This is a genomic window from Deinococcus roseus (assembly GCF_014646895.1).
Classification (GTDB): Bacteria; Deinococcota; Deinococci; order Deinococcales; family Deinococcaceae; genus Deinococcus_C; species Deinococcus_C roseus.
In genome coordinates, this window is sequence record NZ_BMOD01000003.1 from 227,883 (window position 1) to 251,007 (window position 23,125).

General features: G+C 57.8%; 22 protein-coding genes and 2 riboswitches. Of the genes, 12 read left to right on the forward strand and 10 right to left on the reverse strand.

Going from position 1 to position 23,125, the window contains the following annotated elements:
- The first annotated feature begins 6 nt into the window (after positions 1 to 6).
- The gene (locus IEY52_RS06505) at positions 7 to 546 is read left to right on the forward strand and encodes a DUF1349 domain-containing protein (RefSeq protein ID WP_189001570.1); all 540 of its coding nucleotides are present in this window, start codon (positions 7 to 9) and stop codon (positions 544 to 546) included.
- A 65-nt stretch (positions 547 to 611) separates the two neighbouring features.
- Positions 612 to 1,982 carry a lasso peptide biosynthesis B2 protein gene (locus tag IEY52_RS06510; RefSeq protein WP_189001572.1) on the forward strand — a complete coding sequence of 457 codons (1,371 nt, stop codon included), beginning with the start codon at positions 612 to 614 and terminating at the stop codon, positions 1,980 to 1,982.
- Here IEY52_RS06510 and IEY52_RS06515 read toward each other — a convergent pair.
- Positions 1,900 to 2,805: a phosphoenolpyruvate carboxykinase (ATP) gene (locus IEY52_RS06515; protein WP_189001575.1), complete on the reverse strand. Its 906-nt coding sequence runs from the start codon at positions 2,803 to 2,805 to the stop codon at positions 1,900 to 1,902. The two genes, IEY52_RS06510 and IEY52_RS06515, sit on opposite strands and share 83 nt — an antisense overlap.
- Positions 2,795 to 3,049 (reverse strand): PqqD family protein, encoded by a 255-nt coding sequence (locus IEY52_RS06520; protein WP_189001577.1) that lies wholly within the window; start codon positions 3,047 to 3,049, stop codon positions 2,795 to 2,797. The genes IEY52_RS06515 and IEY52_RS06520 overlap by 11 nt, the downstream gene beginning before the upstream one ends.
- Before the next feature lie 359 nt (positions 3,050 to 3,408).
- Here IEY52_RS06520 and IEY52_RS06525 point away from each other — a divergent pair, with 359 nt between their 5' ends.
- The 8 genes from IEY52_RS06525 (at position 3,409) to IEY52_RS06560 (ending at position 12,718) form a co-directional block, all read left to right on the forward strand.
- Positions 3,409 to 4,335, forward strand: a complete 927-nt coding sequence (locus IEY52_RS06525) for an AAA family ATPase (protein WP_189001579.1) — start codon at positions 3,409 to 3,411, stop codon at positions 4,333 to 4,335.
- Complete coding sequence (locus IEY52_RS06530; RefSeq protein WP_189001581.1) at positions 4,332 to 5,225, forward strand: DUF58 domain-containing protein; 894 nt, start codon at positions 4,332 to 4,334, stop codon at positions 5,223 to 5,225. Before IEY52_RS06525 ends, IEY52_RS06530 begins: the two co-directional genes overlap by 4 nt.
- On the forward strand, positions 5,222 to 7,147 hold the full coding sequence (locus tag IEY52_RS06535) for a transglutaminase TgpA family protein (RefSeq protein WP_189001583.1): 1,926 nt from the start codon (positions 5,222 to 5,224) through the stop codon (positions 7,145 to 7,147). Before IEY52_RS06530 ends, IEY52_RS06535 begins: the two co-directional genes overlap by 4 nt.
- 48 nt (positions 7,148 to 7,195) lie before the next feature.
- Positions 7,196 to 7,279, forward strand: a riboswitch (cyclic di-GMP riboswitch).
- 68 nt (positions 7,280 to 7,347) lie between these two features.
- Entirely contained in the window at positions 7,348 to 9,966 is a 2,619-nt protein-coding gene (locus tag IEY52_RS06540) for a hypothetical protein (protein WP_189001585.1), read from the forward strand.
- A gap of 9 nt (positions 9,967 to 9,975) precedes the next feature.
- Positions 9,976 to 10,746, forward strand: a complete 771-nt coding sequence (locus IEY52_RS06545; protein WP_189001588.1) for a hypothetical protein — start codon at positions 9,976 to 9,978, stop codon at positions 10,744 to 10,746.
- Between the two features lie 45 nt (positions 10,747 to 10,791).
- Positions 10,792 to 11,238 carry a hypothetical protein gene (locus IEY52_RS06550; protein ID WP_189001590.1) on the forward strand — a complete coding sequence of 149 codons (447 nt, stop codon included), beginning with the start codon at positions 10,792 to 10,794 and terminating at the stop codon, positions 11,236 to 11,238.
- Positions 11,239 to 11,346: 108 nt separating this feature from the next.
- Positions 11,347 to 11,432, forward strand: a riboswitch (cyclic di-GMP riboswitch).
- Positions 11,433 to 11,622: 190 nt separating this feature from the next.
- Positions 11,623 to 12,147, forward strand: coding sequence for a hypothetical protein (locus tag IEY52_RS06555; protein ID WP_189001592.1), 525 nt, complete (start codon positions 11,623 to 11,625; stop codon positions 12,145 to 12,147).
- A gap of 94 nt (positions 12,148 to 12,241) precedes the next feature.
- Positions 12,242 to 12,718, forward strand: coding sequence for a hypothetical protein (locus tag IEY52_RS06560; RefSeq protein ID WP_189001594.1), 477 nt, complete (start codon positions 12,242 to 12,244; stop codon positions 12,716 to 12,718).
- Between the two features lie 62 nt (positions 12,719 to 12,780).
- Here the strand turns inward: IEY52_RS06560 and ddrC are convergent, their stop codons facing one another.
- From ddrC to IEY52_RS06585, 5 genes are all read right to left on the reverse strand, one after another.
- Positions 12,781 to 13,515 carry a DNA damage response protein DdrC gene (ddrC, locus tag IEY52_RS06565; RefSeq protein WP_189001595.1) on the reverse strand — a complete coding sequence of 245 codons (735 nt, stop codon included), beginning with the start codon at positions 13,513 to 13,515 and terminating at the stop codon, positions 12,781 to 12,783.
- Between the two features lie 129 nt (positions 13,516 to 13,644).
- A complete protein-coding gene (locus IEY52_RS06570) occupies positions 13,645 to 14,160 on the reverse strand; it encodes a chromate transporter (protein ID WP_189001596.1) in 516 nt (171 codons plus the stop codon).
- Positions 14,153 to 14,749, reverse strand: coding sequence for a chromate transporter (locus tag IEY52_RS06575; protein WP_189001597.1), 597 nt, complete (start codon positions 14,747 to 14,749; stop codon positions 14,153 to 14,155). Before IEY52_RS06575 ends, IEY52_RS06570 begins: the two co-directional genes overlap by 8 nt.
- An 86-nt stretch (positions 14,750 to 14,835) precedes the next feature.
- Positions 14,836 to 15,228: a KOW motif-containing protein gene (locus IEY52_RS06580; protein ID WP_189001598.1), complete on the reverse strand. Its 393-nt coding sequence runs from the start codon at positions 15,226 to 15,228 to the stop codon at positions 14,836 to 14,838.
- A 354-nt stretch (positions 15,229 to 15,582) separates the two neighbouring features.
- Positions 15,583 to 16,947: a sensor histidine kinase gene (locus IEY52_RS06585; RefSeq protein ID WP_189001599.1), complete on the reverse strand. Its 1,365-nt coding sequence runs from the start codon at positions 16,945 to 16,947 to the stop codon at positions 15,583 to 15,585.
- A gap of 184 nt (positions 16,948 to 17,131) precedes the next feature.
- On the opposite strand from IEY52_RS06585, the gene IEY52_RS06590 reads away from it, so the two are divergent.
- A complete protein-coding gene (locus IEY52_RS06590; RefSeq protein ID WP_189001600.1) occupies positions 17,132 to 17,575 on the forward strand; it encodes a MarR family winged helix-turn-helix transcriptional regulator in 444 nt (147 codons plus the stop codon).
- Positions 17,572 to 18,819 carry an MFS transporter gene (locus IEY52_RS06595; protein WP_189001601.1) on the forward strand — a complete coding sequence of 416 codons (1,248 nt, stop codon included), beginning with the start codon at positions 17,572 to 17,574 and terminating at the stop codon, positions 18,817 to 18,819. The genes IEY52_RS06590 and IEY52_RS06595 overlap by 4 nt, the downstream gene beginning before the upstream one ends.
- Positions 18,820 to 18,844: 25 nt before the next feature.
- On the opposite strand, the gene IEY52_RS06600 is transcribed toward IEY52_RS06595, so the two are convergent.
- The 3 genes from IEY52_RS06600 to IEY52_RS06610 form a co-directional block, all read right to left on the reverse strand.
- Positions 18,845 to 19,093 (reverse strand): DUF2171 domain-containing protein, encoded by a 249-nt coding sequence (locus IEY52_RS06600; protein WP_189001602.1) that lies wholly within the window; start codon positions 19,091 to 19,093, stop codon positions 18,845 to 18,847.
- Positions 19,094 to 19,390: 297 nt separating this feature from the next.
- Complete coding sequence (locus IEY52_RS06605) at positions 19,391 to 20,989, reverse strand: aspartate:alanine exchanger family transporter (RefSeq protein ID WP_189001604.1); 1,599 nt, start codon at positions 20,987 to 20,989, stop codon at positions 19,391 to 19,393.
- 135 nt (positions 20,990 to 21,124) lie between these two features.
- Entirely contained in the window at positions 21,125 to 22,975 is a 1,851-nt protein-coding gene (locus IEY52_RS06610) for a phosphoenolpyruvate carboxykinase (GTP) (protein ID WP_189001606.1), read from the reverse strand.
- Positions 22,976 to 23,125: the final 150 nt, after the last annotated feature.

Here is a 23,125-nt window from a genome sequence, read left to right on the forward strand (position 1 = left end):
GTGGACATGCCCACCTGGTTGAATGCACCACTGCACTGGCAAGAAACTTCAGACACCCTGACCATCCAGACCCTGCCAGACACCGATTTCTGGCAGGTCACCCATTATGGTTTCCAGCGCGATTCCGGGCACGCTTATTTGCAGACCGTGCAGGGAGACTTTGATTACACCCTCACCTTCACCGGACAGTACCGTGACCTCTACGATCAGGCAGGCCTGATGCTGCGGGTCAATGAAAACCTGTGGCTCAAAGCAGGCATTGAATATCTGGAAGGGGTGCACCAGCTCAGTGTGGTGGTCACCCGTGATTTTTCAGACTGGTCGGTGTCCCCGGTGCCAGAAGCCCTGCAGAGCACCACTTTAAAACTTTCCAGACGCAAAGAGGCCATCACCATTGAAGGGGGGGTCAATGGAGGGCCTTTGCAGCTGATGCGCATGCTGTACTTCCCGGAAGTCCCAGCCGTGCAAATTGGCCCCATGTGCTCCAGTCCCACTGGACAGGGTTTTGAGGTGGTTTTCAGCGGGATGGACCTGCAGCAGGTGTGAAAACCTGAAGCAGAGGAACTGGCTGACATTTGCGGCCAGACCCCCCGCGTTATGATGGGTGTACTTTGGACGACCTGACCCGTGCCCTGACCTGCCATGACTTTGAATCCCTGCCGGTGACCGCCTGGCAGAACAGCAACCTTGCGCCTTACGTGTTCAAGCACACCTCAAACCAGTACCGCAAAGGGTTGCTCCCCCACTATGCCCAGGCCCTCTACCGCTGGAAAGCCCAGGCCACCGAATTGAAGCCCCTGTTGCAGGCCTGGAATGCAGTGGGCATTGTGCCCCTCCTGATCAAAGGGGCAGCCCTGGCCCTCAGGCATTACACAGAACCCTGCGAGCGCTACTTTGGAGACATCGACCTGGTGGTGGACCCCGGACAGATTGCTCAGGCCAGGGAACTTGCCGCTTCTCTGGGCTGGGTGGTTTTGTTTGATGCAGAACGGGACCAGGGGTTCAGCAACCATGAAGCGCTGGGCCTGATGTCTCCGGGCAAGAACATCAAACTGGATGTGCACCACGCTTTGCTGAAGCACCCTGCCCGTTTTGCAAAACGGGCTGAACAGCTGCAGCAGCAACTTGAACCCGAAATGGAAACCTTTGACTGGGAAGGGGTGCAGGTCAGGCTGCTGGGTCTGGCAGACATGGCACTGGTGTCCCTGATCCTGCACCGGGCCTGGTACCGGGACCGCTGGAACCTCAAGCGTTATGATTACCTGGACCTCTACCGCCTGAAGCAGGCAGGCCTGACCCGCGAACACCTGCTGGAACGTGCCGAAGCATTGGGCTGCCGCAAAACTGCAGAACTGTTTTTGCAGCGCTGTGATCCTTACCAGCAGGTGCTTTCCCTGAAAGTCCTGACCCCTGAGGCCCTGAAAGCCTGGGAGGCGCAGGTTTCAGAGGAACGGGGTTTTACAGCCCAGCAAGCCGAGCAAGCACGCAAGCAAAAACTGTTCTCCATGGCTCCGGGCATGGCGCGGGACGTGCTGACAGGCATGGGATGGGTTTCGCAAGCAGCCCAGGTGTTGCAGCATCAGCAAAGCCTGCAGGCCCTGTGCGAACGCATTCCGTTGCGCAGCCAGCCTGCAAACCTGCAGGAAATTCACAAGGCCCGCATTGGGGTGCTGGGGGCTTCCCGTGTGCTGTCCTGGCTTCCCAGAGGGAAAAGTGGCATGTGTGTGCTGCGGTCGGTTGCCATGCTGTGGTGGCTCAGAAATGCCGGGATTGATGCCGAACTGGTCAGCGGGGTGCGCAATGCTGGCGGCACCCTCAAAGGCCACGCCTGGATTGAATACCAGGGCACGGTGCTGGCGATCATCGCAGAGGATTCCCTGTCTCCACTCATGTACAAAGTCAATTACCGTTCAAAAGGTCAGCAAAATGCACCTCATACCCCATCAGCAGCTGCCGTGCAGGGAGGGACAGCAACCCGTTGATGCGTTGCTGGGCCAGCTGTGCTGCTTCGCTGCTGAGGGGCATGCCGCAGGCTTCCCACAGGCTGCGCACTTTCTCCAGGGCAGGCAGGTCTTGCAGCAAAGTGGTGTGGTGGCGTTTGAGCATCCAGAATGCTTTTAAGGGATGGGCCGCAGGCTGAAACCAGGGAAGGTCCTGCACTGCGAAATGCCATTTGTGGCGGTCTCCACGGGGCATCCAGGTGCGTTCTGCAGGCAGCACATCCTCAAAGCGTTCTGCCGTGTCAGGCAGCAGGTGCAGCCCCCTGTCCCAGGGGTAGAAGGTCAGGTCCTCTGCCAGCCAGGACCAGTCTTCTGCCAGGGCAGGAATGCCACTGCGGGCCGCCTGCAACAGGGTGGTGGTTTTTCCGGTGCCGCTTTTTCCCAGCAGCACGGTTGCGCCCCCCTCCAGCAAAACCGCTGAAGCATGCAGGGGCAAGAAACCCATCAGGCGCAGAACTTCACTGATCCCCAGCTGGAAAAGCAACCGCAGTGAAGGACCGTTGCCCCAGTACAGCAGTTGCTGGTGGGCAAAATCCACCTTCAGCAGGTTGTCCCGGCAAGCCAGCAGCACCCCTCCTTCAACTTTGGAGCTGTACACCTCGGCGGCCTGAAAAGGGATTTTTTGCAGGTTGGCCGGGGTTTCCAGGGATGCCTCCCTGACCTGGTAGTGCTGCAAGGTGGGCAGGTCATAGGGACGCAGCCAGTCCAGCCACAGGGCCTCTTGCAGCGCTGCAGGAAGCCCCTCAAAGCAGAGTTCCAGGGAAAGGATGTTCAGGGTCAAAGGCGGTGGGTTTTCAGGGGTCATGCTGGACCAGCCCTGAAGAAACCAGGGCTTCCACAATTTCCAGGGCGTCGGTCTGTGCCGTCTGGGGGTCCAGCTCGTAATGCTGCATCAGCAGGTCTGCCAGGGAGTCCAGGGTGGCAGGCAGGGCCAGCCAGAGCAAACGGCCTGAGAGGTTGAGGGTGTAGATGTCCTGGGTGTCAGGGTTGAGCAGGACCAGTTCTTCTTGCAGATCGGTCACCAGAATGTCTTGTTTGGGCCTGTACATCAGGCGCGATTTTACCACGGCTTTTGCCGCAGTCAGGCCATGCCTGGGGCAGCAGGTGGTGCTTTTGTCTGTTTTGCTGCCTGTGATACAGTCAACAGGCCTGCTGGATGCAAACCCGTGTGTCAGGAGTGTAAGCAGAATGTCAGGCTTTAGATGGTTTAATCAGAGCAGCAAAGATAGACTGGAGAGAAGATCCAGTTGGGCTGCCTGACAGAAATGAATCAACGGTGTCTCTTGTGAAACCTGACCTTCGCCTCTTCATGATGTTGATGTGATCGCCTGTACCCAACGTGTCACCCTGAGTACAAACCTTTAAGCACCTTTGTGAACGGTGCCAGAAAGTGCCAAAAGAGGTGAATGTGACCCTGACCGAAAGCAACACCCTGGCTGAACGGGCGCTGGACCAATTGCAGAAAGTGATTCTGGGCAAAGAGCTGCAGCTCAAACTTGCCCTGACCTGCGTGCTGGCCCGTGGGCACCTGATGATTGAAGATGTTCCTGGAGTGGGGAAGACCACACTGGCCCATGCCCTGGCGGCCACCCTGGGGCTGGATTTTGCGCGGGTGCAATTCACCAGCGATTTGTTGCCCTCAGATGTGATTGGGGCCACGGTGTACGAGCGCAACGAAGGCACTTTTCGGTTTCACCGGGGTCCGATTTTCACCCAGGTGCTGCTGGCCGATGAAATCAACCGGGCCACCCCCAAGACCCAGAGTGCTCTCCTGGAAGCCATGGAAGAACGTCAGGTCAGCATGGACGGCCAGACCCACCAGTTGCCTGAACCGTTTTTTGTGATTGCCACCCAGAACCCTGTGGAGCAGATCGGTACCTTTCCGTTGCCCGAATCCCAGCTGGACCGTTTCCTGCTGACCATCACCCTGGGGTACCCAGATCCCCGTGCGGAACGGGAACTGTTGCTGGGAACCGACCGCAGAGACCTGGTGCGCACCCTGCCTGCGGTGCTGCGTGCAGACACCCTGCAAGACGCCCAGAACCGGGCCAGTCAGGTGCATGTGGCCCCTGCACTGGTGGATTATGTGCAGGCGTTGCTCAAGGCCACCCGCACCCACCATGAATTCCAGGCCGGTCTGAGCCCCCGTGCTGCCCTGGGTCTGGTGGCTGTGTCCAGGGCCTGGGCCTGGCTTTCTGGCCGTTCCAGTGTGCGCCCTGAGGATGTGCAGGCGGTGTTTCCTGCCCTGGCCACCCACCGTCTGGTGCTGAGGTCCACCGGAACGCCCCATAGGGAGTCGGTGCTGGCCTTGCTGGGAGCCACACCCATCCCATGAAAGACCGCTGGCTGCCCCGTCCCACCCGGTTTGGCTGGGCTTATCTGGGTTTTGTGGGGATCACCCTGCTGGGGTGCATCAATTACCAGCTCAACACCGGTTATTTTCTGTGCTTTGTGATGTTTGCAGTGTGGGTGGTCTGCCTGATCGAGGCGCGCAGTCAACTGAAGGGCCTGGAGTTGGAGTTTCAGGGCAGCGCGGCTGTTTTTGTGGGACAGGAAGTGCTGCTGGAAGTTGTGGTGCGCAATGCCCTCCCACTGGTGCGGGAAAACCTCTGGGTGCAGGTCGGCGAAGTGGGCCAGCCCCTCATGGTCCCTGCCCAGGGTGAAGCCCGTTTGCAGGTGCTGCTGAAGGCGGCCCGGCGGGGCTGGATGCCTGCGCCTGCTGTGCGCTTGCAGGGAAGTGACCCTCTGGGGCTTTTTGGGGTGCAAGAGTCACGGGCGGGTGAGGAGCGGGTGGTGCTGGTGTATCCTGCCCTGGAAGAAAATCCTCCATCCTGGCAGACAACCGGGGAAGCCACGGGAATGCGGGCCCGCAAAGCCGGGCAGGATGAATACCAGGGTTTGCGGCTGTATCAGCCAGGAGACACGTTGCGAAGGGTGGCCTGGAAGCGGGGTGAACTGCCCGATGGCAACCTGCTCACCAAGGAATTTGAAACCCATCTGGACCATTCGGCATTGTTTTCCTTCCAGCAATTGCCTGCCTCGCTCAGCACCGAACAGAAACTGTCCCGGCTGGCAGCCTGGGTGGTGCAGGCCCAGCGCATGGGGTTGCACTATCGCCTGACCGGGCCGGGTCTGGACGCTGCAGGTGCAGGTGAGCGCCACAGTCAGCACTGCCTGACCTATCTGGCTGAATTTCCGGCAGAACCCGCCAGAGGAACGCCATGATTTCTTCGTTGCCCCTGACCGCAGGGCCCCTGAAAACCCTGATGGTGGCCCTGGCCCTGGTGTTTGCCCCCTACTTGCTGTTTCTGCCTCCCTGGCTGATGGGTGTGGCACTGGGCCTCATTGGCTGGCGCTGGCTGGTGGTGCAACGGAGCTGGAAATTGATGCCTCCTCTGGGCATGGCGCTGGTGCTGGTGGTTGCTGTGGCTGGCGTGTGGGGACAGTTTGGCACCCTGATGGGTCGGGATGGGGGAACGGCCATCCTGCTGGTCCTGATGGGCATGAAGCTCAACGAAAGCAAGAATGTGCGGGACGCCCTGTTGCTGGTGTTGATGGGATTTTTCACCTTGCTGTCCTGTTATTTTTTTCAGCAAGACGTGCTGATCACAGGCTACACCCTGGTCATCGGGGTTCTGCTGTTTGGGGTGGCTGCCCACCTGAGGTCCCATGCCTTCACGTTGCAGCAAAACCTGAAACGCATGGCCCCGCTGCTGTGGCGGGCCTTGCCGCTGGCGTTGGTGTTGTTTGTGGTGTTCCCCCGTTCCGAAGGACCCCTGTGGGCTGTGCCTGCCCAGCAAAATGGGAAATCTGGCCTTGCAGATGAAATCAGTCCGGGAAGCATCAGTAATGTGGTGCGGGACAGTTCTGTGGCCTTTCGGGTGGAATTTCTGGATCCGCCTCCGGCCCCAGAACAGCTGTACTGGCGCGGACCGGTGTTTGAGTTTTTTGATGGTCAGGACTGGAAACAGCAACGCCTCTGGGGAGGCAGCTACCAGTTCCCCAACACCATTCCCAGAGGGAGAACCATCCGTTACCGCACCACCATGGAACCGCATGGAAAAAACTGGGTGCTGGCCCTGGATGCTTTTGTGGGCGGATCCAACCGGGTGCAGGTCACCACCAATTTGCAGGCCGTGTCGCGTCGGCCCATCACGCTGCGCCAGCGGTTTGATTTGCAATCCATGCCAGAAGCCTGGATGGGTCGGGATGAAGATCCTGTTCGCTTGCAGGCTGAGCTGCAACTCCCAGCAGAGGGCAACCCCAGAACCCGCACCCTGGCCCACAGCTGGACCGCACTGGACCCAGAAGCCCGCATGGAGGCAGCCCTGGATTTTTTCCGCAATGGAGGTTTCAAATACACCCTGACCCCTCCAGAGCTGTCTGGTCCCAACATGCTGGACGATTTGTTGTTTGGCACACGGCAGGGGTTCTGTGAGCATTTTGCAGGTGCATTTGCCTTCCTGATGCGTGCAGCCGGGGTTCCAGCACGGGTGGTGGGAGGCTATCTGGGCGGGCACCCCAACCAGAATGGAGGGTATTACATTGTGCGCCAGACAGACGCCCATGCCTGGGTGGAGGTGTGGCTGGAAGGCAAAGGCTGGATCCGGGTGGACCCCACTGCGGCCGTTGCACCCACCCGCCTGACGCAGGGACTGGCTTCCAGCCTGCAAAATGCTGATTTTTTGCCTGCAGTGGCCAGAGGAGAAAATTCCTGGTTGACCCAGTTGCAGCTGCGGCTGGACTCCCTGCAGTTCCTGTGGGACCAGTGGATCATCGGATACAACCTGACCCAGCAGCAGGCCCTGGTGAATTTGCTGGGCACCCTGGGCACCGCACTGGTGCTGGTTGTGCTGGTTGCTGTTGCTGTGTTTTTCCTGGTGTACAAAAGAAAACCCTCCGTGCAGCATGCAGACGATTTGCAGCGGGTCTTCGAGCGTTTTGTCCGTCGTTTGAGCAGGCCGCCTGAACCTGCAGAACCGGTCGGAACCTATGCCGTGCAGATGGCAGCGGCCCACCCGGAAGCGGCTGACACCATCCTCTCCATTGCCGAGCTGTATCAGGAATTGCGGTATGGGGCGGCCCCCTCACCAGAACAGCGCAGGGCTTTTCAGCGACAGGTGCAGCAGTTCCGACTGAAGCCCTGAGAGACCCGCTTTCAGTGAGGTTTTGGTCAGAATGCAAAAGTAAGATGAGGGGGAAGAGGAGGCGTTGATTCCTGTGCTGTATCCGGGCACCTGGCACAGGAGGAGCCAGTGGTGCGACCGGCCTTGATCCCTTCGGCAACTTCTGCTGCGTGGTTTCATGCTCGGTCTGCCTTTGCCCGCAAAGGAATGTGACGCACACCATGACCCACCTGACCCCTTTCCGAACCCTTTTGACGGCTGCCCTGATGGGAGCAGTCGTGTGCTTGTCGGGTCAGGGTCAGGCTGTCCAGGTGGACCTTCCACTGCTGTTGCAAAACCAGCAGGCCACCCAGTTGATGGTGCCTTTGCCCACCACCCTCAAAGGACAAACCCTGTCTGTGGTCTTACAGGGCTGGAAATCTGAAGGCGAGTTGCAGCAGGGCCCGCCTGCAGGGTTCAGGATCAACCACCCTAAAAAACTGTCTGCCAGCCAGAATCCCATTTTGCCCATCAGTGTGCAGGTCACGGGAGACAGCGACCTGACCCGACTGGTTCTGGTTTTCGATGTCACAGGGCCACAGGGCAAAGAGCAGGTGGAGGTGGTCTTGCAGCTTCCCCCACGGGTCCGACTGGAAGTGCAGGTGCCAGAGGGGGTCACCACCCTGCCGGGATACACCGTGCAGGTGCCCATTCACATTCACAACACCGGGGTGATTCCAGCGCACATCCATGTGGAATTGAGTCTGGCTTTGCAGGCGGTTCCCGACTTTGAGCTGGCCCCGGGCGCGGCACGGACCATCAATTTGCCCATCCCCACCCAGGCCACCGACCAGACGCTGGAAATCGGTTTGCTGACCCCCACCAGCACCCTCCGCAAGAAAATCCTGCTGAAAGGGGTCAAGGGCACAGACGCCCCTTACCGGGTGAAAATCCAGATGTCTGCTGGCACAGAATCCGGGCAGCCTGTGGGCACCCAGTTGCGTGCAGAGGCCAACCTCAGCGAAAGTGTGCGGCTGTCTGCAGCAGTGGCCCTGAAGGGCACCGCCCTGCAAAGCCCCAGTTTGCTGGGGGGTGTGGGCAAGACTACAGTCAATTACGGTGCGGGTCCTGCTTCTGGTGTGGCAGGCAGTGCAGGTGAAGGCCTGTACATCAGTGGTGAACCCCTGAGCGGCCTGCAGGTGGGTGCAGGATGGGGCACCCGCACCACCAGTTTGCGTCTGGGTGCAAAATCTGCTGGTCGGGAAGAACAGCTTTACTGGTCGGTGGCTGCCCACAGCGATCTGGCGTTCACATCCCCGGAATTTTCGGCGTCCTTGCAGAATTCAGAGTGGAGCTGGAACAGCAAATTCACGCCCTGGCAGCCCACCCAGTGGGTTTCATCGCTGGGGTACAGTGGGCCAGGAGAGGGCGCAAACGCACGGGTGGCTTATGGCCCTGCAGGCTGGGACGTTTTCCTGAAAGGCAACCTGACCCTTCCAGACAGCCAGGACCGCTTCAGCAGCCAGTGGAACCTGCAGGGCAACCAGTGGCGGGATTTCCAGATGACCTACAGCAACCGGGAATCGGACTGGAGCTGGATGTATCGCCCGGACCAGCAAAGCGAGGTGCAGGCCAGTTACCGCATTCCCTTGCAAGATTTCACTTTGCAGTTCAATGCCTTGGTGCAGATGAAAGGTTTTGCCCTGACTGGAGCAGAGCTTGCTGGAAATGCCAGTTACACCCAGGGGCCTTTGCAACTCAACCTGGAAGGTGCGGTGCGCAGCAACACATCAGGCAACCTCAATCTGTCTGGCAAATACACCACGCTGCTGGACGCTGGTGAACTTTCCCTGAATGGAGGGGTGAGGACCAGCTGGATTTCTGGGGAATGGATGGTGTTGCCCTTTGCAGGCATCAATTACCGGGATGTCAGCGGCTGGGTGGGGACGGTGTCTGCCAGCAAAACCCGTGAGGGCATCAATTACATTGCCCGTCTGGCCTACCAGTTTGAACTGGCGGTTCCTGAACAGGTGACCTCCTGGCTGAATGGCAGTCCGGCAGTGGACCCATCTGCCCGCACAGTGCGTCTGGAAGTGCAGGGCACAGGTTTTCAGCCTTCCCTGGCAGGTGTGGCCCTGCTGGGGTGTGGCATGATTGCCCGCACAGATGCCAATGGCAAGGCGAAGCTTCAGGGTTTTCAGGGGCCTTGCACCATCACCATTGACCGCAACACCCTGCCTCCCCGGACAGCGCTTCCCGTCAACACCCTGCAAACCCATCCAGGAGACAGCCTGAATGTGCAGCTCATCCCCACTTTTGAACTGGAAGGCAAACTGGAGTATGAACAGACCACCCTGCCCATCGATCCCACCCCCAGAAGGGTTCGCATCACGCTGGCTGGCCCGGATACGTTCTTCAAGGAGGTGGACATGCCCTCAGGAGACTTTGAGTTCAAAGATTTGCCCATTGGGGAGTACACCATCACGGTGGGGGAGGGCAGGTCCATCCGCAAACTGCTGGCCCCCAACCAGGGACCTCTGGTGCTCACCGTGCCTGCTCCAGCCTTACCCACCCTCAAGAAAACCACCCCACCCCTCAGGCTGTCCTGGCAGAACCTCACGGTGGCTGCAGGCAGCATGGCCCACCTGAAAGTCACCTCAGAAGGCAACATCCAGAAGCTGGTGTTGCGGGCACAGGAATGGGAACAAACCCAGGATTGTGCAGACCAGACCAGCTGTGAAACTGCTTTTGTGGTTCCCTCCACCCCAGAAGGCCTGCTGGCCGTCCAGCTGGAAGTGCATTTTGCCAATGGCACCGTTGCCAGACGATCCGCTCAATTGATCGTTTCCCCCAGTCCATAAGGAGTTCCCATGACCCGAATTGCTGCACTTTTTGCTGTACCCATTGCTGCCCTGCTGCTGGGCAGTGCTGCCGCCCAGGTGAACATCACCGGCCCCCGTGACCTGGAATTGCAACCCGGTGAATCCCGCACCGTGAATTACGTGCTGAACAACCCCGGAGACACCGAGGTGCCTGCTGTTGTGTTCATGAACGACTACATGCAGCAACCTGATGGTGCCCTGGTGCACATCCCTGCAAAAACCCTTCCTGGCAGTTTTTCCCGGATTGCCTCTTTTGGACGGCTGGAATACACCATCCCAGCGAGAGGCACCGTGGTGGTTCCGGTGCAGATCACCATGCCCAAAACTGCACTGGGTGGGTACTGGGGGGTGGTGGGGGTGGATGTCCTGGACAACAAGAGCACCACAAATGGAAACCAGGTTGGGTTCAAGATCCGCTACGCCATGGTCACTGCTGTGACGGTGGCAGGGGTCACCCGCCATGAAATCAGCATCGACAACCTGGGAGGCCAGACCGAAAAAGGGCTGACTGCCCTGGCCCTCACCCTCTCCAACCTGGGCACCGCCTACGAACGCTATTCCTTGAAAGTGCGGATTGTGGATTTGCAGGGCAAAACGGTGGAAAGCCAGATGGCTTCGGTGTTGCTGCCCGGTTTGACCGTGGATCTCAGCCTTCCCATCAAAGACAAGCTGGCTGCAGGAACTTACGGGGTCTTTGCCACCCTGACCTATGGCAAAGATGAACAGGTGGAGATGGCTGGGAGCCTCGAGGTGCCCTGAGCCTGGTGCACCAGCAGAAAATCTGGGTTTCTGAAAGGAAGAGAGATGCTGAAAAAATGGACGGTTCTGCTGCTGTGCTGGGCACCTCTGGCGAGTGCAAGTTCTTCCAGCACCAGCATTGGGGTGGGTGCCCTGAGGCCCCTCTCCCTGGATGCAGACATGCCAGAAGTTATCCTCAGCACCCCTTCTGGAGACAGCATCTTCTTTCAGCCTGTGGCTGGACAGCAGGCCCTGACCCCTGGTGAAACCTACACCCAGAGCGTCACCCTGCAGATGCAGCCTCCAGAAAATGCACCATCCACCCAGAGCAGCACGCTGTCCCTGGCCACACCTCAGGTTTCGGGTTACCATTTTGCCTGCAAGATCAATGGTCAGCTGGTGACTTCTGCGGCCCTGGGAGGGTCCGTCAAACTGGAATTCATTGTTCAGGTGCAGGAAGGGGTCAGGGCACCCCTTTCAGGTCAGATTGTTGCCACCATCACCAGCAACTGACACACGCAACAGGGGGTTTTGAACCCAGACCAATCAGAAGTGACAGCAAGGTGATCAAAGCATGGGTGCTGTAAGAACTGTGTCAGAGATCACCCTTATACTGAAATCACAACTCAAGGAAGCGATGACTCCTGTGGCCTTATCCGGGCACCTTGGTACAGGACGAGCCAGTGGTGCGACCGGCCTTCAGCACAACCATCCTCCATTGCGAGAGGGGTTCCCCGTGGCCGTGTCACTGTCAAGTGCACGGTCTTTTTTTGACAAGGAGTTTCAAGACCACAGCAAAACGCCAACAGCACACCAGATCGCTGGTTTGCGCCTCCGTCTTGAATGCCAGCCGTTGCTGGATTCTTCGTCCTTCTCTTTTGCCACAAGGAGCCCAACATGCGTCAACTGACCCACATCCTCACCGCTGCTGCCCTGCTGTCCTCCGCCGCTTTCGCTGCCAGCTCCAACACCTCCGTGTCCACCTCTGCCACCAAACCTGCTGTTGCCCTGGGTGCCCTGAGCGCTGTGAACGGCAGCGATGGAGCCGTCGCCAGCATCTCCTTCGGCAGTGGAGCATTGACCAAAAACCAGGAAACCGATGCCAGCAGCCTGCTGAAATTCAAACTGGCCAGCTATGACAATGCCGTCTCCGGTCAGAGCTTCACCCTTTCCTTCGGTCTGCCTTCCGTGACCGGCTACACTTTCAAATACAAACTGGACGGTGCGGGCACCTCTTCTTCCGTGGCCAACCTGACTGGCACCCTGGCTGCAGGAAGCAGCAGCAGTGCAGTGTACGTGGGCAGTGGTGCTGCCGCTGCTGACAATGCCAGCGCCACCAGTGTGCTGTTCACCGTGACGGCAGATGGAACCGCCAGCACCGATTTGTCGGGCAACATCACCGTCACCATCACCGCCAACTGAGCCAACTGATCTTCTCAGAAAGGTCCACACAGACAGGGGTATCATGCTTCTGTCTGTGTTTTCTTTTCCCCTGAAACCTGTTGTGAAAGGTACCATGAAAACAGCATTGCGACTCCTGCTGTTTCACCTCTGCGGGTGGTCTGTGGCCCAGGCCCAGGCCATTACGGTTCAACTCATGACCGATGAACCCACGCCCCATGTCCTGAACGCCGATTATCAGATGGGACAGACCAACATTTACACCTTTGTGTACGGTCCGCGTTTTCTGGTGAAAGTGTCTTATGGTGGGGCAGACAACCTCAGCCTGTCCCTGGTTGTCTCTGGAGGTCAGCCGGATTATGACCTGGTCTGGCAGGCAGATGGAGATGGGGCTCCCAGAACCTTTGATGTGCAACTGGGCCCCAGTGCCACAGGCCTCTCCGGGACTGCCAGCGATCTGTACTACCGCAACGATGGCACCCTGCAGGCTTTCTCGGGGCAGGCCACCCGTTACCAGATTGGGGTGCGGGCCACCAGAAACGCGTCGGTGGACCTGGAAACCGATGTGGTGCTCACGGTCACCCTCAACTGAAGGAACCCCAACACACAAAACACAAACAGCCCGGAAGATTCCGGGCTGTTCTTTTTGAGCGCTCACTGGGCTTTTCTGACTTTTTCTTCCTGCTGCTGACGGATTTTCTCCCACATCTGCTGCTCGGTTTCGGCGTTGCGTTTGTGGGTCTTCAAAATGGCCTCGTTGCCCTTGAGGCCTTTTTCGTCGATGTCTTTGGCGGTTACGGTTTCCAGGTAGCTCAGGCGGATCAATTCCATGGGGGTGAGGCCGTCGCGGGTGTTTTTGACTTTGCGCTTCTTCTTGAACTCTGTGGAGTTCATCTTCAGAACGCTCTGGTTGGACACGCTGCTGACCTGGCGGTAGATGTCTCCCTCGCCGCCATGTTTGGCCACCGTGGACATGAAGCGCTTTCTGGATTCCATGTTGTCCAGCCGTGCGGCCAGCCACCTGCGGTCTTCGGGGTGAGCAGAGCGCTCTGCAACTTCAGAGGCCAGCAGGATGTCCCCTTCCAGGAAACGGCGGTAAACATCCTGGGATTTCTGGCGCAGGCGTTTTGCCTCTGGGTTGTCCAGCACAAAAACCAGTTTGGTGAAATCGTCTCCGGTGATCACGGCTTCTTTGCCCTCTCCGAAGTCGGTGTAGCGCAGGGTCAGGTGGTGTTCATTCTGGAGTTTTTCCAGGGTTTCAGCGGTCTGTTCCAGCCCCAGGGCTCCCAGAGCGTCCAGGGCATGAAATTGTCCGTGGCGGTTGCGTCTGACGGAGGTTTTGCCAAGTTTGATGGGTTGTGGGTGTTGCGGATCAAGACCTAGCTTCATATGAAAATTATAGCATAAATTCTGTTTTAAGCATAATATGTTGCCGGCAAAATACGGCCAGAATGTTCTCTGGGGTACAATGCTCCATCTGGAAAATTTATTGTGCAGAACGATAAATTTGATGGGTGCTTACAGTCCCAGCAGCACCCCGACCACAGCCCCCGCCAGCACCACCATTGCAGGGTTCAATTTCAGTTTCATCAGGCCCAGAAAGGCCAGAGTTGCAATCAGAAAAGGCCCCCATCCAGTGATGGCTCCACGGAAAAGAATCAGCAGGATCGCCAGCAAAACCCCTCCTCCAAAAGGTAGCAGGGCATTCCTGAAGGTTTTCAGCCAGGGGTGGTGGCCCAGTTTGTTCCAGAGGCCCGAACACAGGGCAGCCAGCAGGGCAGACGGACCAAAAAATCCAGCCAGTGCCGTGATGCCTCCCAGCAGTCCCAGGTGGGCGTACCCGTAAAAATAAACAGCCAGCACATTGGGTCCCGGTGCAAACTGGCCCAGGGTGTATCCATGCAGAAACTGCTCTGGAGTGATCCAGTGGTGCACCTGAATCAGTTGCTTTTCCATCTCTGCAAGGTTGCCTGCACCAAAGGACAGCAAGCCCAGACGGGCAAACACCAGGAAGACCATCAAAAGTTCAGACATGGTCTGCAGCCTTTTCGGTTGTGCTGGGGCGGTGAATCCACAATCCCAAAGGCAAAACCAGCAGCAGAACCAGCAGGATGTCCAGCCTTGCCAGTCCCAGCAGCAAAAAACTGAGCAGGATCAGCACTGGACCTGCCTTTAAGCGCATTGCGGTTTTCAGGATGGGCAAAGCTGCGCTGACCATCACGGCAAAAGCGGCTGCAGAGGCACCTTTCAGGGCACTGCTGACCACCGGGGGCAAGACCGATCCATGCTGGAAATACAGCACGGTCAGGACAGCAATGATGATTGATCCGGGAAGCAGCAACCCCAGCACAGCCAGCAACGACCCAAAGCGTCCAGAAAGGCGCATGCCCAGAAACGCGGCCAGATTGCCTGCATTGGACCCTGGCAGCAACTGGGCCAGCGTGAAGGCCTCACTGTAGGTGGCATCATCGGTCCAGCGTCTGGCCCGGATGGCAGCATAAATGTGTGCGCCCAGACCTCCTCCCAGGGAAGTCACGCCCACATACAGGAACACCAGAAAGAGCTGCAGGGGAGAGGCTGCTGGTCGGGGCTGATCCACATTGAGGGTGCGCTCGGAGGACATGCTTTAGCGTACGTCCTGCAAGGACAACAGCACAGTGCTTCTGTGGCAGTTGCAGCTGTGCAATCAATGCACGTTATTCAGGAGTGTCAAAGGTCTGGCTGATGCAGCAGGCAGCCGAAATTCTTCTCGTCCCTGACCCAGAAAGGTTGACCTTGCAGGTCCGTCATGTGGGGATGGGTGCACTGGCCATCTCTGGGATGGTCTGCAAAATACAGCTGTTCCAGATACTGCAAAGGCCGGTAGAACTGGCAGGACTGGCAGCACCCCATTCCCAATGCGGGTGCGGATTCTGCTTGCAGTTTGCTCAGTTCTTCAGGACGGTAGTGTCCTGCATGGGACCTGCGTTCATCACCGTACACCACCAGGTACTCGTCTGCCACAGGGTCATAGCTCTGGATTTTCCCTTCGTATCCCTGGAAGCGGCCTTCGATGATTTTGACTTCGTCTCCCACCTGGAAAGATTTGTGGATGCTGGTCACGTTTACCTCCTGCCTGGACTTCATCCTGATTCCAGTTTAGGGGTTGCCCCATGACAACACCCTGAACCTGTTTTTGCTTTCTGAGAAGCGATTTGTGGCAATTTGAGGAGAAGATTTTAAACCTCTGGTGAGTCGCATAAACCCACCTCACGAACAGATCTGCGAGGTTTCAGCACAGGCACAGAGAGAAAGTGCGTTCAGAACAGATTCCGAGTTGCATGAAGCCTGAACTGCAGCATCTTCTGGGAAGGATGCTGCAGTTGCATTTTTAGCCAGCAGAAACATTTGTGGAACAATCTTCTGGTTTTGTTCATGCAGCCAGACGTTCAGAAACGTGTCAGTTTTGCAGGCCGTTTAGAGGGGCATTTCCAGGCTGATGGTGGTTCCCTCTTTCAGGACGCTCTGGGCAGAGATTTTGCCACTGTGCAATTCCACAATGGAGCGGGCGATGGCCAATCCCAATCCAGATCCTCCGCCATTTTCCGGGCTGCGGGTTTCATCCACCCGGTAAAAACGCTCGAAGATAAACGGCAATTTCTCTGCAGGGATCCCCACTCCCGTGTCCTGTACCTGCAAAACCACAGCATCTTGCACTTTTTTCCCGATCAGGCGGATTTCGCCGCCTTCCGGGGTGTAATGCAGGGCGTTGTTCACCAGATTGCCCAGCACCTGCCGCATGCGTTCCACATCCAGAGAAAGGTCAGGCAGTTTCCCTTCAACCTGCACCGTCAGTCGGATGTTCTGCTTCTCGGCCCGGAAAGAAAAGGCTTTCTGGATGCTGTGCAGCAAGGTTTCTGGAGGGGTCAGGTCTCTGGAAAGCGTGAGCATTCCTGCGTCTGCCAGAGAGAGCAGGCGCAAATCATCCACCAGGTTTTGCAGCAGCAAAAGTTCATCGTAGACCACTTCCAGGCGTTCCTGGGTGGCTTTGAGTTTGCCCTGTTGCATGGACTGCACATAACCAGAAGCCACCGTTAAGGGGGTTCCCAGGTCATGGGCGATGTCGGCAATCATCTGGCGGCGCTGCACCTCGGCTTTGACCAGCTGGTCGCTCATCTGGTTGAAGGCTTCGGTGAGGGTGCCCACCTCGTCTGTGCTGGTGACCGGCACAGGATCCTGTTTCTTGCCAAATTTGAGGGTGCTGGCTGCCAGGGTCAGGCGTTCCAGCGGCCCGATCAACTGTCTGGACACAAAAGCGCCCAGCAAGAGGGACAGCACCAGACCAATGCTTCCAGCCACCAGCAGGGTGCGGTTGGCACTGACAATCAGGGCTTCACCTTCGCGGCCCCAGGAGCCTTCATTGTGCAGGGTGTCTTTGAACACCGTTCCAATCACCTGATTGTTGAACGTCAGGGTTTTTTTCAGGGTGAAGGCAGCAAGGTCAGGATGGCTACCGGGTTGCATGTTGGTGACCGAGGACACCAGTTCTCCCTCGGTGTTCACCACGCCAATGAAGCGCTGGGGCATGGGTCTTCCTCTGTTTGCTGGACCGGGAGCATCCCTGCGGTCTCTGGGAATCAGCCCTTCCCAGCTGCCTTGTTGCTGGTAAAAACGCAAAGCAGCATCTGCAAACTGGTTGAATTCATTTTCCTCCACACTGCGCTGGAAGGAGTGCACGCTCAGGTTCTGGATCACCAGGGCAAAAGAAAGCAAACCGGCCAGGCTGGCCACCGCAAACCCGATCATCAGGTTCAGACGCAAGGAACGGCGCAGCAACATCATGCGTTGGCCTCCAGTTTCTTCCAGACAGAGCACCAATCCAACCCGCACAGAACAGATGTTTTCACTGTTTTCAGTGTCCATGTTTTGCAGGGGCAAAGTCAAATGTGTATTTGTCCAGATGCCCAGAAAACCGCATCATGAAGGGGACTTGAAATTAGATAGGTCGCCTATCTATCATATGAACATGACAGAAGGTCCGCTGGATGTGTTTCAACTGGCCAACCAGCTGCGCCCGGTGCTGCTGAAACTGGGCCGCAGGCTGCGGAGCGAAACCCAGGCAGAGGGGGTCAGCAGCGTGCAAATCACCCTGCTGATGGTGATGCAGAAAAACCCCCATTACACAGCTGCAGATCTGGCCGCTTCCGAAGGAATCAGCGGTCCCACCCTGATGGGGCACCTCAACAAACTGGAAGGACAGAACCTGATTGAACGCATCAAACCAGCCACAGGAGACCGCCGCCGCACCGAACTGCACCTCACTGAAAAAGGCCAGAAATTCATCGAGGAGGTGCGGGAAAAACGTGCCCTGTGGCTTGCAGAACGCCTGAAACAGCTGGACAAAGCCCAGCAGCAAGCCATCTTGCAGGCCATTGAACCTTTGCAGCACCTGCTTGAGGCGAAAACATGAGCAGTGCCCGCCCGGTTCAGCCGCTGCAAAGAACGTTTGCCAGCCTGAAACGCTACCGCAATTACCGCCTGCTGTTTCAGGGACAGGTGATTTCCCAGATTGGCACCAAGCTGCAGGATGCTGCCCAGGCCTGGGTGGTGCTGCAACTCACCCAATCACCTGCAGAAGTGGGACTGATGACCGCCTGCCTGTTTGGACCTTACGCGGTTTTCGGTTTGCTGGGTGGTCCCCTCACAGACCGTCTGGATGCCCGGAAAACCATGGTGGTCACGCAGATCATCGCCATGCTCTGTGCAGCCATGCTGGCGTTGCTGTCTTTTACGGGCCACCTCACGGTGCTCTGGATGGACGGCATTGCTCTGATGCGCGGCCTCGTGCTCGTGCTCAACAACCCGGCCAGACAGGTGCTGATCCGGCAGAGTGTGGAGCGATCAGACCTCTCCAATGCGGTGGCCCTCAACTCCACCATTTTCAATTCGGCCCGGATTCTGGGCCCCAGCCTGGGAGGGGTGCTGCTGGCCTCGGTGGGTGCGGGATGGTGTTTTCTGATCAATGCACTGGCCTTTCTGCCGGTGGTCTGGGGCCTGATCCGCATGAACCCGGAAGAACTGTTCCCCCTCAAAAAGAGTGTTCAGAAAGAAAGCCTCATAAAGCAACTGAATCAGGGCTTGTGTTATGCCTTCCAGACCCCTGAATTGCAGATGCCTTTTATTGTGCTGCTGGTGGTGTCCCTGTTCTGCCTGAATTTCAATGTCTCACTGCCCATTGTGGCCTCCCACTTGCTGCACACCGATGCTGTCGGTTTTGGCCTGATCTCTGCCGTCTTTGGCGGAGGTGCCCTGCTGGGCGCACTGACCTCTGCCACCCTGAGCAAACCCAGAACCCGCACCATGCTGGCAGGAGCACTGGGACTCGGGCTTTCCCTGGTGCTGGTGGGTTTTTCCAGCCAGGCCCTGCTGGCAGGCATCGGGCTATTCCTGACCGGATTTTGCTTCACCATCTACACCACCACCACCAACGCCAGCGTGCAACTGAAAGCCAGCGATGAATACCAGGGCAGAATTGCCTCCCTGTACGCCTACATCTTCACGGGGACCAATCCACTTGGAGCCCTGCTGATCGGGCATCTGGCCTCTGCAGGCAATGCCCGCCTGTCCTTCTGGTTGCCAGGTTTGCTGGCGGTGGTTGCTGCAGGACTCGGGCATCTGGCGCACCAGAAGAGAAAAACCATCCCGGCCAATTGAACCGGGATGTGGCATTGAAAAGGATTCAGCCGCGCAGGGGTTTTCTGAGGTAGGCGTTGTCCATCAGTTCCTTGTTGCTCCACCTGAGGTGCACATCGTCTTCCACCTCGCGCACGGAACTGAGTGGCACCCACACCTGCTCACCGGATGCATTCAAAGTGATCTGGATGTGCTCATCTTCGGCGGTGTCCACAATGCCGCGCAGGATGCCCCTGTCGCAGAGCACCATCATGCCGCGTCGGATTTCTGGAGTGAGGTCTGAACTGTAGGTCATGGTTGTTCCCTCCAACGGATGACTTTTACCGGGGAGCTTTGCGGCTCCGGCCTACGGGTGTACAGCCCCCTGCACCACTTCAGACACAACGAGAACACCACCCATGGTTTGCACCATGCAAGAAATCGAATGGGAAAGACACCTGAGGTCAGTCTAAGGGGCTTTTTCCCTTTAGATTCCGGCGTTTTTCACCATTGGGCTGCCAGGCTTCTTTAAACTTGTCAGCTCATGGTAGCACAATCCGCAAAATGCCACGGAAATTGCGTGGCATTCTGGGTTTCGCTCAAGAGCTTCAGGTCACAGCAGCAAGAGCACCTGCACCAGAATGATCTTCAGAACCATCGCCAGCGGATACACACTGGCATAACCCAGGTTGGGGGCCTCGTTGCCGGTTTGCTCTCCCGCGTAGGCCAGCACGGCAGGCTGGGTTTGTTGCCCGGCCAGCACGCCCAGCAGGATGCTCATGGGGATTTTCAGCAGGCGGTACCCGATCAAGAGGGTGCCTCCGGCCACCAGCACCGTGACCAGCACACCAATCAGGAAGATGTACAGGCTTTCCATGCCGCTGAACCCAGAGACGAATTTGTATCCGCTGCGGATGCCCACCCCGGCCAGAAACAGCACCACGCCAATCTGCCTGAGGGTGAGGTTGGCGCTGTAAGGCAGCGTCCAGACCAGTTTTCCGGTGCGGCCCAGTGCACCCAGAATCAGACCCACCAGGAGGGGGCCACCCGCCACACCCAGTTTGAAGGTGTGTCCTCCGGGCAGCGGGAAAACCACCATGCCCAGCAGCAATCCCAGCCCCAGACCCACGCTGAAGGTCAGCAAATTGATCTCCGAGAGGTGCTTGTAAGAATCCCCCAGGTACTGGCTGACCTTCTGAATCTGGGTGGTTTCGCCCAGCACGCGCACCCGGTCCCCCAGTTCCAGCACGGTGTCCGGGGTGGGCACGATGTCGCGGTCCCCACGGCGCACACGGGTCAGGATGATCCCGAATTTTTTGCGCAGTTGAAGGTTCCTGAGGGGTCTGCCCACCACGCTTTCCCGGCTCACAAACATCCGCCTGAAATCGAAGTGGCTGCGGTCTGCTTCCAGCACCTCATTGCTGGGGATGCCCAGATGCTGGATCACCTCTTCCACAGCTTCCGGGGCACCCACCACAGACACCACATCCCCTTCACGCAGGACCAGGTGCTCCTCGGCCAGAGACAGCACCCCTTTGCGGGAGATGCGGGCGAACATCACGTTCCAGTGGTGCTCGTGCAGCAACTCCTGCACGGTCTGGGTGTAGGTGCCTTTCACCTGCACGGCACGGGTCACCAGTTCTTCGACCTGCATGTGCAGGTCTTTCGCTTCCTGGTCCAGCCGCACCTTCAGTACTTTCTGCAGGATGTGGGCACACAGCAGCACCCCGATCACACCCATCGGATAGGCCAGCGAGTACCCCAGCACAGGATCTCCCAGTTCAGGACGGTTCTTCACGGCCTCCAGCACTGCAGCGAGGGCAGGTGTGTTGGTGAGGCTGCCTGCAAAAAGACCTGCCATCACTCCGGCTTTCAGTCCGGCCCCCTTGCCCAGCAGGAACACCAGCACCGGAGCCACAATCAACATGCCTGCCACCAGCAGGTTGTATTTGACCCCTGCACCTTTCAGGGCAGACACGAAATGTGGCCCACTGGCGAGTGCGATGGTGTACACAAACAGCACCAGACCCAGCTCATAAATGCTGCTGTCCAGCTTGATGTCCGGGCTGAGGGACCCGACCAGCAGCCCGGCGAACAGCACCCCGGCCACCCCCAGGCTGAAGCCTGCAATTTTCACCTGTCCGAGCAAATGCCCCAGAATTGCCGTGACAAACACCACCAGCAGCGAATTTTCAATCAGCAGAGCAACCATGTTTTCCTCCTGGTTGTGTCATTTTGGATGTGCAATTCCTGCAATTCCACACTTGATCCACACTGTACACGCCCTCACAAAAACAACTCCGGAGTGGCACCTGTTGCCGCCCCCGGAGAAGAAAGCGCAATCAGGTCAACTGTGGAACAGTTCCCAGTGCTCTGGTGCCCGCCAGAGGCTGGACAGAATCAATTCCTTGATGAAAATGAATTCCTTGGGCAGTTTGTCGTACAGCTTCATGAACAGTTCGTTGTGTCCCGAGATCTCTTTTTCCCACACGTCCCGGTCCACACTCATGATGGCATTGAACTGCTCTTCGGAGAAGTCCAGACCCCGCCAGTCGATGTCTTCATAACGGGGAACCCATCCCAGCGGGCTTTCCAGACTGGAAGCGTGGCCTCTGGCGCGTTCCACCACCCATTTGAGGATGCGCATGTTCTCCCCGAAACCGGGCCACACAAACTTGCCGTTCTCGTCTTTGCGGAACCAGTTCACATTGAAAATGCGCGGTGGGTTGGGCAGGCTGCGCCCAAAGTTCAGCCAGTGGTTGAAGTAATCGGCCATGTGGTAGCCCACGAAAGGCAACATGGCAAACGGATCGCGGCGCACCTCTCCAAGCTGTCCAAAAGCAGCAGCAGTCATTTCCGAACCCATGGTGGCAGCGGCATACACCCCGTAATTCCAGTTGAAAGACTGGTACACCAGCGGCATCACACTGCTGCGCCTGCCCCCGAAAATGAAGGCCGAGATGGGCACACCCTGGGGATCATCATAAGCCGGGTCCACAGAGGGGCACTGGCTCAGAGGAGCGGTGAAACGGCTGTTGGCGTGTGCGGCTTTGCGACCACAGTCCGGGGTCCAGTCCTGCCCGGTCCAGTCGATCAGGTGCGCAGGGGCTTCCTTGCTCAGGCCTTCCCACCACACATCCCCATCGTCCGTGAGGGCCACATTGGTGAAGATGGTGTTTTCCTGGATGCTGGCAATGGCGTTGGGGTTGCTCTCGGTGTTGGTTCCGGGGGCCACGCCAAAGAAACCAGCTTCAGGGTTGATGGCGTAAATCTTGCCGTCTGCAGCAGGTTTGATCCAGGCGATGTCGTCTCCCACGGTGCTGATTTCCCAGCCCTCTTCCTGGAAGGTTTTGGGGGGAATCAGCATGGCAAAGTTGGTTTTGCCACAGGCACTTGGAAAAGCGGCGGCCACATAGGTTTTGTTGCCGTCTGGGTCCTTGACACCCAGGATCAGCATGTGCTCTGCCAGCCAGTTCTGCTCTCTGGCCAGCACCGTGGCGATGCGCAGCGCAAAGCATTTCTTGCCCAGCAGTGCGTTTCCGCCATAACCTGAACCGTAACTCCAGATCATGCGCTCTTCTGGGAAGTGCACAATGTATTTTTCGGTGTTGCAGGGCCAGGGCACATCCTGCTGTCCTTCTTTGAGGGGGGCACCCACAGAGTGCAGGCAGGGCACGAACTCCCCATCTCCCAGGGCGTCCAGCACTGCACGGCCCATGCGGGTCATGATGCGCATGTTCACCACCACATAAGGCGAATCACTGATCTCCACCCCGATGTGGCTGATCGGAGAGCCAATCGGTCCCATGCTGAAGGGAATCACATACATGGTGCGGCCCTTCATGCAGCCATCGAAGAGGGGCAGCAGCAAGGCCTTCATGTCCTGGGGGGCCATCCAGTTGTTGGTGGGACCTGCATCCTGCTTGCTGAAACTGCAAATGTAGGTGCGGTCCTCCACGCGGGCAACATCGCTGGGGTGAGAGCGGGCCAGGTAACTGTTGGGGCGCTTTTCAGGATTCAGCCGGATGAAGGTTCCAGCTTTCACCATCTGACCACAGAGGTCATCGTTTTCCTGCTGGGATCCGTCGCACCAGTGGACGTTGTCGGGTTTGCACAATTCCACCATCTCTTGCACCCAGCGAATCAGCTTGCGATTGGTCACGAAGGCAGGAACCGGCACTTTCCATGTCACGGTCATGGTCTTCTCCTTCTGTGGGGGCTGCTCCCAGTCCCCGTCGCAATCACAGTAAGCGCCAAAGATTACCAGCCCATTACGGATGGCCCTGCATGGGCTGGATGCCGTCTGGTAATGCTCTGGTAACCCTCTGCTTTTAAGCTGACCCCAGGA

Bases quoted from the DNA above. Each gene is read 5' to 3' on its own strand.
- IEY52_RS06545 (WP_189001588.1), top strand. From the start codon at position 9,976: ATGACCCGAATTGCTGCACTTTTTGCTGTACCCATTGCTGCCCTGCTG.
- IEY52_RS06595 (WP_189001601.1), top strand. From the start codon at position 17,572: ATGAGCAGTGCCCGCCCGGTTCAGCCGCTGCAAAGAACGTTTGCCAGC.
- IEY52_RS06585 (WP_189001599.1), bottom strand. From the start codon at position 16,947: ATGATGTTGCTGCGCCGTTCCTTGCGTCTGAACCTGATGATCGGGTTT.
- IEY52_RS06605 (WP_189001604.1), bottom strand. From the start codon at position 20,989: ATGGTTGCTCTGCTGATTGAAAATTCGCTGCTGGTGGTGTTTGTCACG.
- IEY52_RS06515 (WP_189001575.1), bottom strand. From the start codon at position 2,805: ATGACCCCTGAAAACCCACCGCCTTTGACCCTGAACATCCTTTCCCTG.
- IEY52_RS06600 (WP_189001602.1), bottom strand. From the start codon at position 19,093: ATGACCTACAGTTCAGACCTCACTCCAGAAATCCGACGCGGCATGATG.
- IEY52_RS06590 (WP_189001600.1), top strand. From the start codon at position 17,132: ATGACAGAAGGTCCGCTGGATGTGTTTCAACTGGCCAACCAGCTGCGC.
- IEY52_RS06610 (WP_189001606.1), bottom strand. From the start codon at position 22,975: ATGACCGTGACATGGAAAGTGCCGGTTCCTGCCTTCGTGACCAATCGC.
- IEY52_RS06540 (WP_189001585.1), top strand. From the start codon at position 7,348: ATGACCCACCTGACCCCTTTCCGAACCCTTTTGACGGCTGCCCTGATG.
- IEY52_RS06570 (WP_189001596.1), bottom strand. From the start codon at position 14,160: ATGTCTGAACTTTTGATGGTCTTCCTGGTGTTTGCCCGTCTGGGCTTG.
- IEY52_RS06505 (WP_189001570.1), top strand. From the start codon at position 7: ATGCCCACCTGGTTGAATGCACCACTGCACTGGCAAGAAACTTCAGAC.
- IEY52_RS06535 (WP_189001583.1), top strand. From the start codon at position 5,222: ATGATTTCTTCGTTGCCCCTGACCGCAGGGCCCCTGAAAACCCTGATG.
- ddrC (WP_189001595.1), bottom strand. From the start codon at position 13,515: ATGAAGCTAGGTCTTGATCCGCAACACCCACAACCCATCAAACTTGGC.
- IEY52_RS06575 (WP_189001597.1), bottom strand. From the start codon at position 14,749: ATGTCCTCCGAGCGCACCCTCAATGTGGATCAGCCCCGACCAGCAGCC.
- IEY52_RS06555 (WP_189001592.1), top strand. From the start codon at position 11,623: ATGCGTCAACTGACCCACATCCTCACCGCTGCTGCCCTGCTGTCCTCC.
- IEY52_RS06520 (WP_189001577.1), bottom strand. From the start codon at position 3,049: ATGTACAGGCCCAAACAAGACATTCTGGTGACCGATCTGCAAGAAGAA.
- IEY52_RS06530 (WP_189001581.1), top strand. From the start codon at position 4,332: ATGAAAGACCGCTGGCTGCCCCGTCCCACCCGGTTTGGCTGGGCTTAT.
- IEY52_RS06550 (WP_189001590.1), top strand. From the start codon at position 10,792: ATGCTGAAAAAATGGACGGTTCTGCTGCTGTGCTGGGCACCTCTGGCG.
- IEY52_RS06560 (WP_189001594.1), top strand. From the start codon at position 12,242: ATGAAAACAGCATTGCGACTCCTGCTGTTTCACCTCTGCGGGTGGTCT.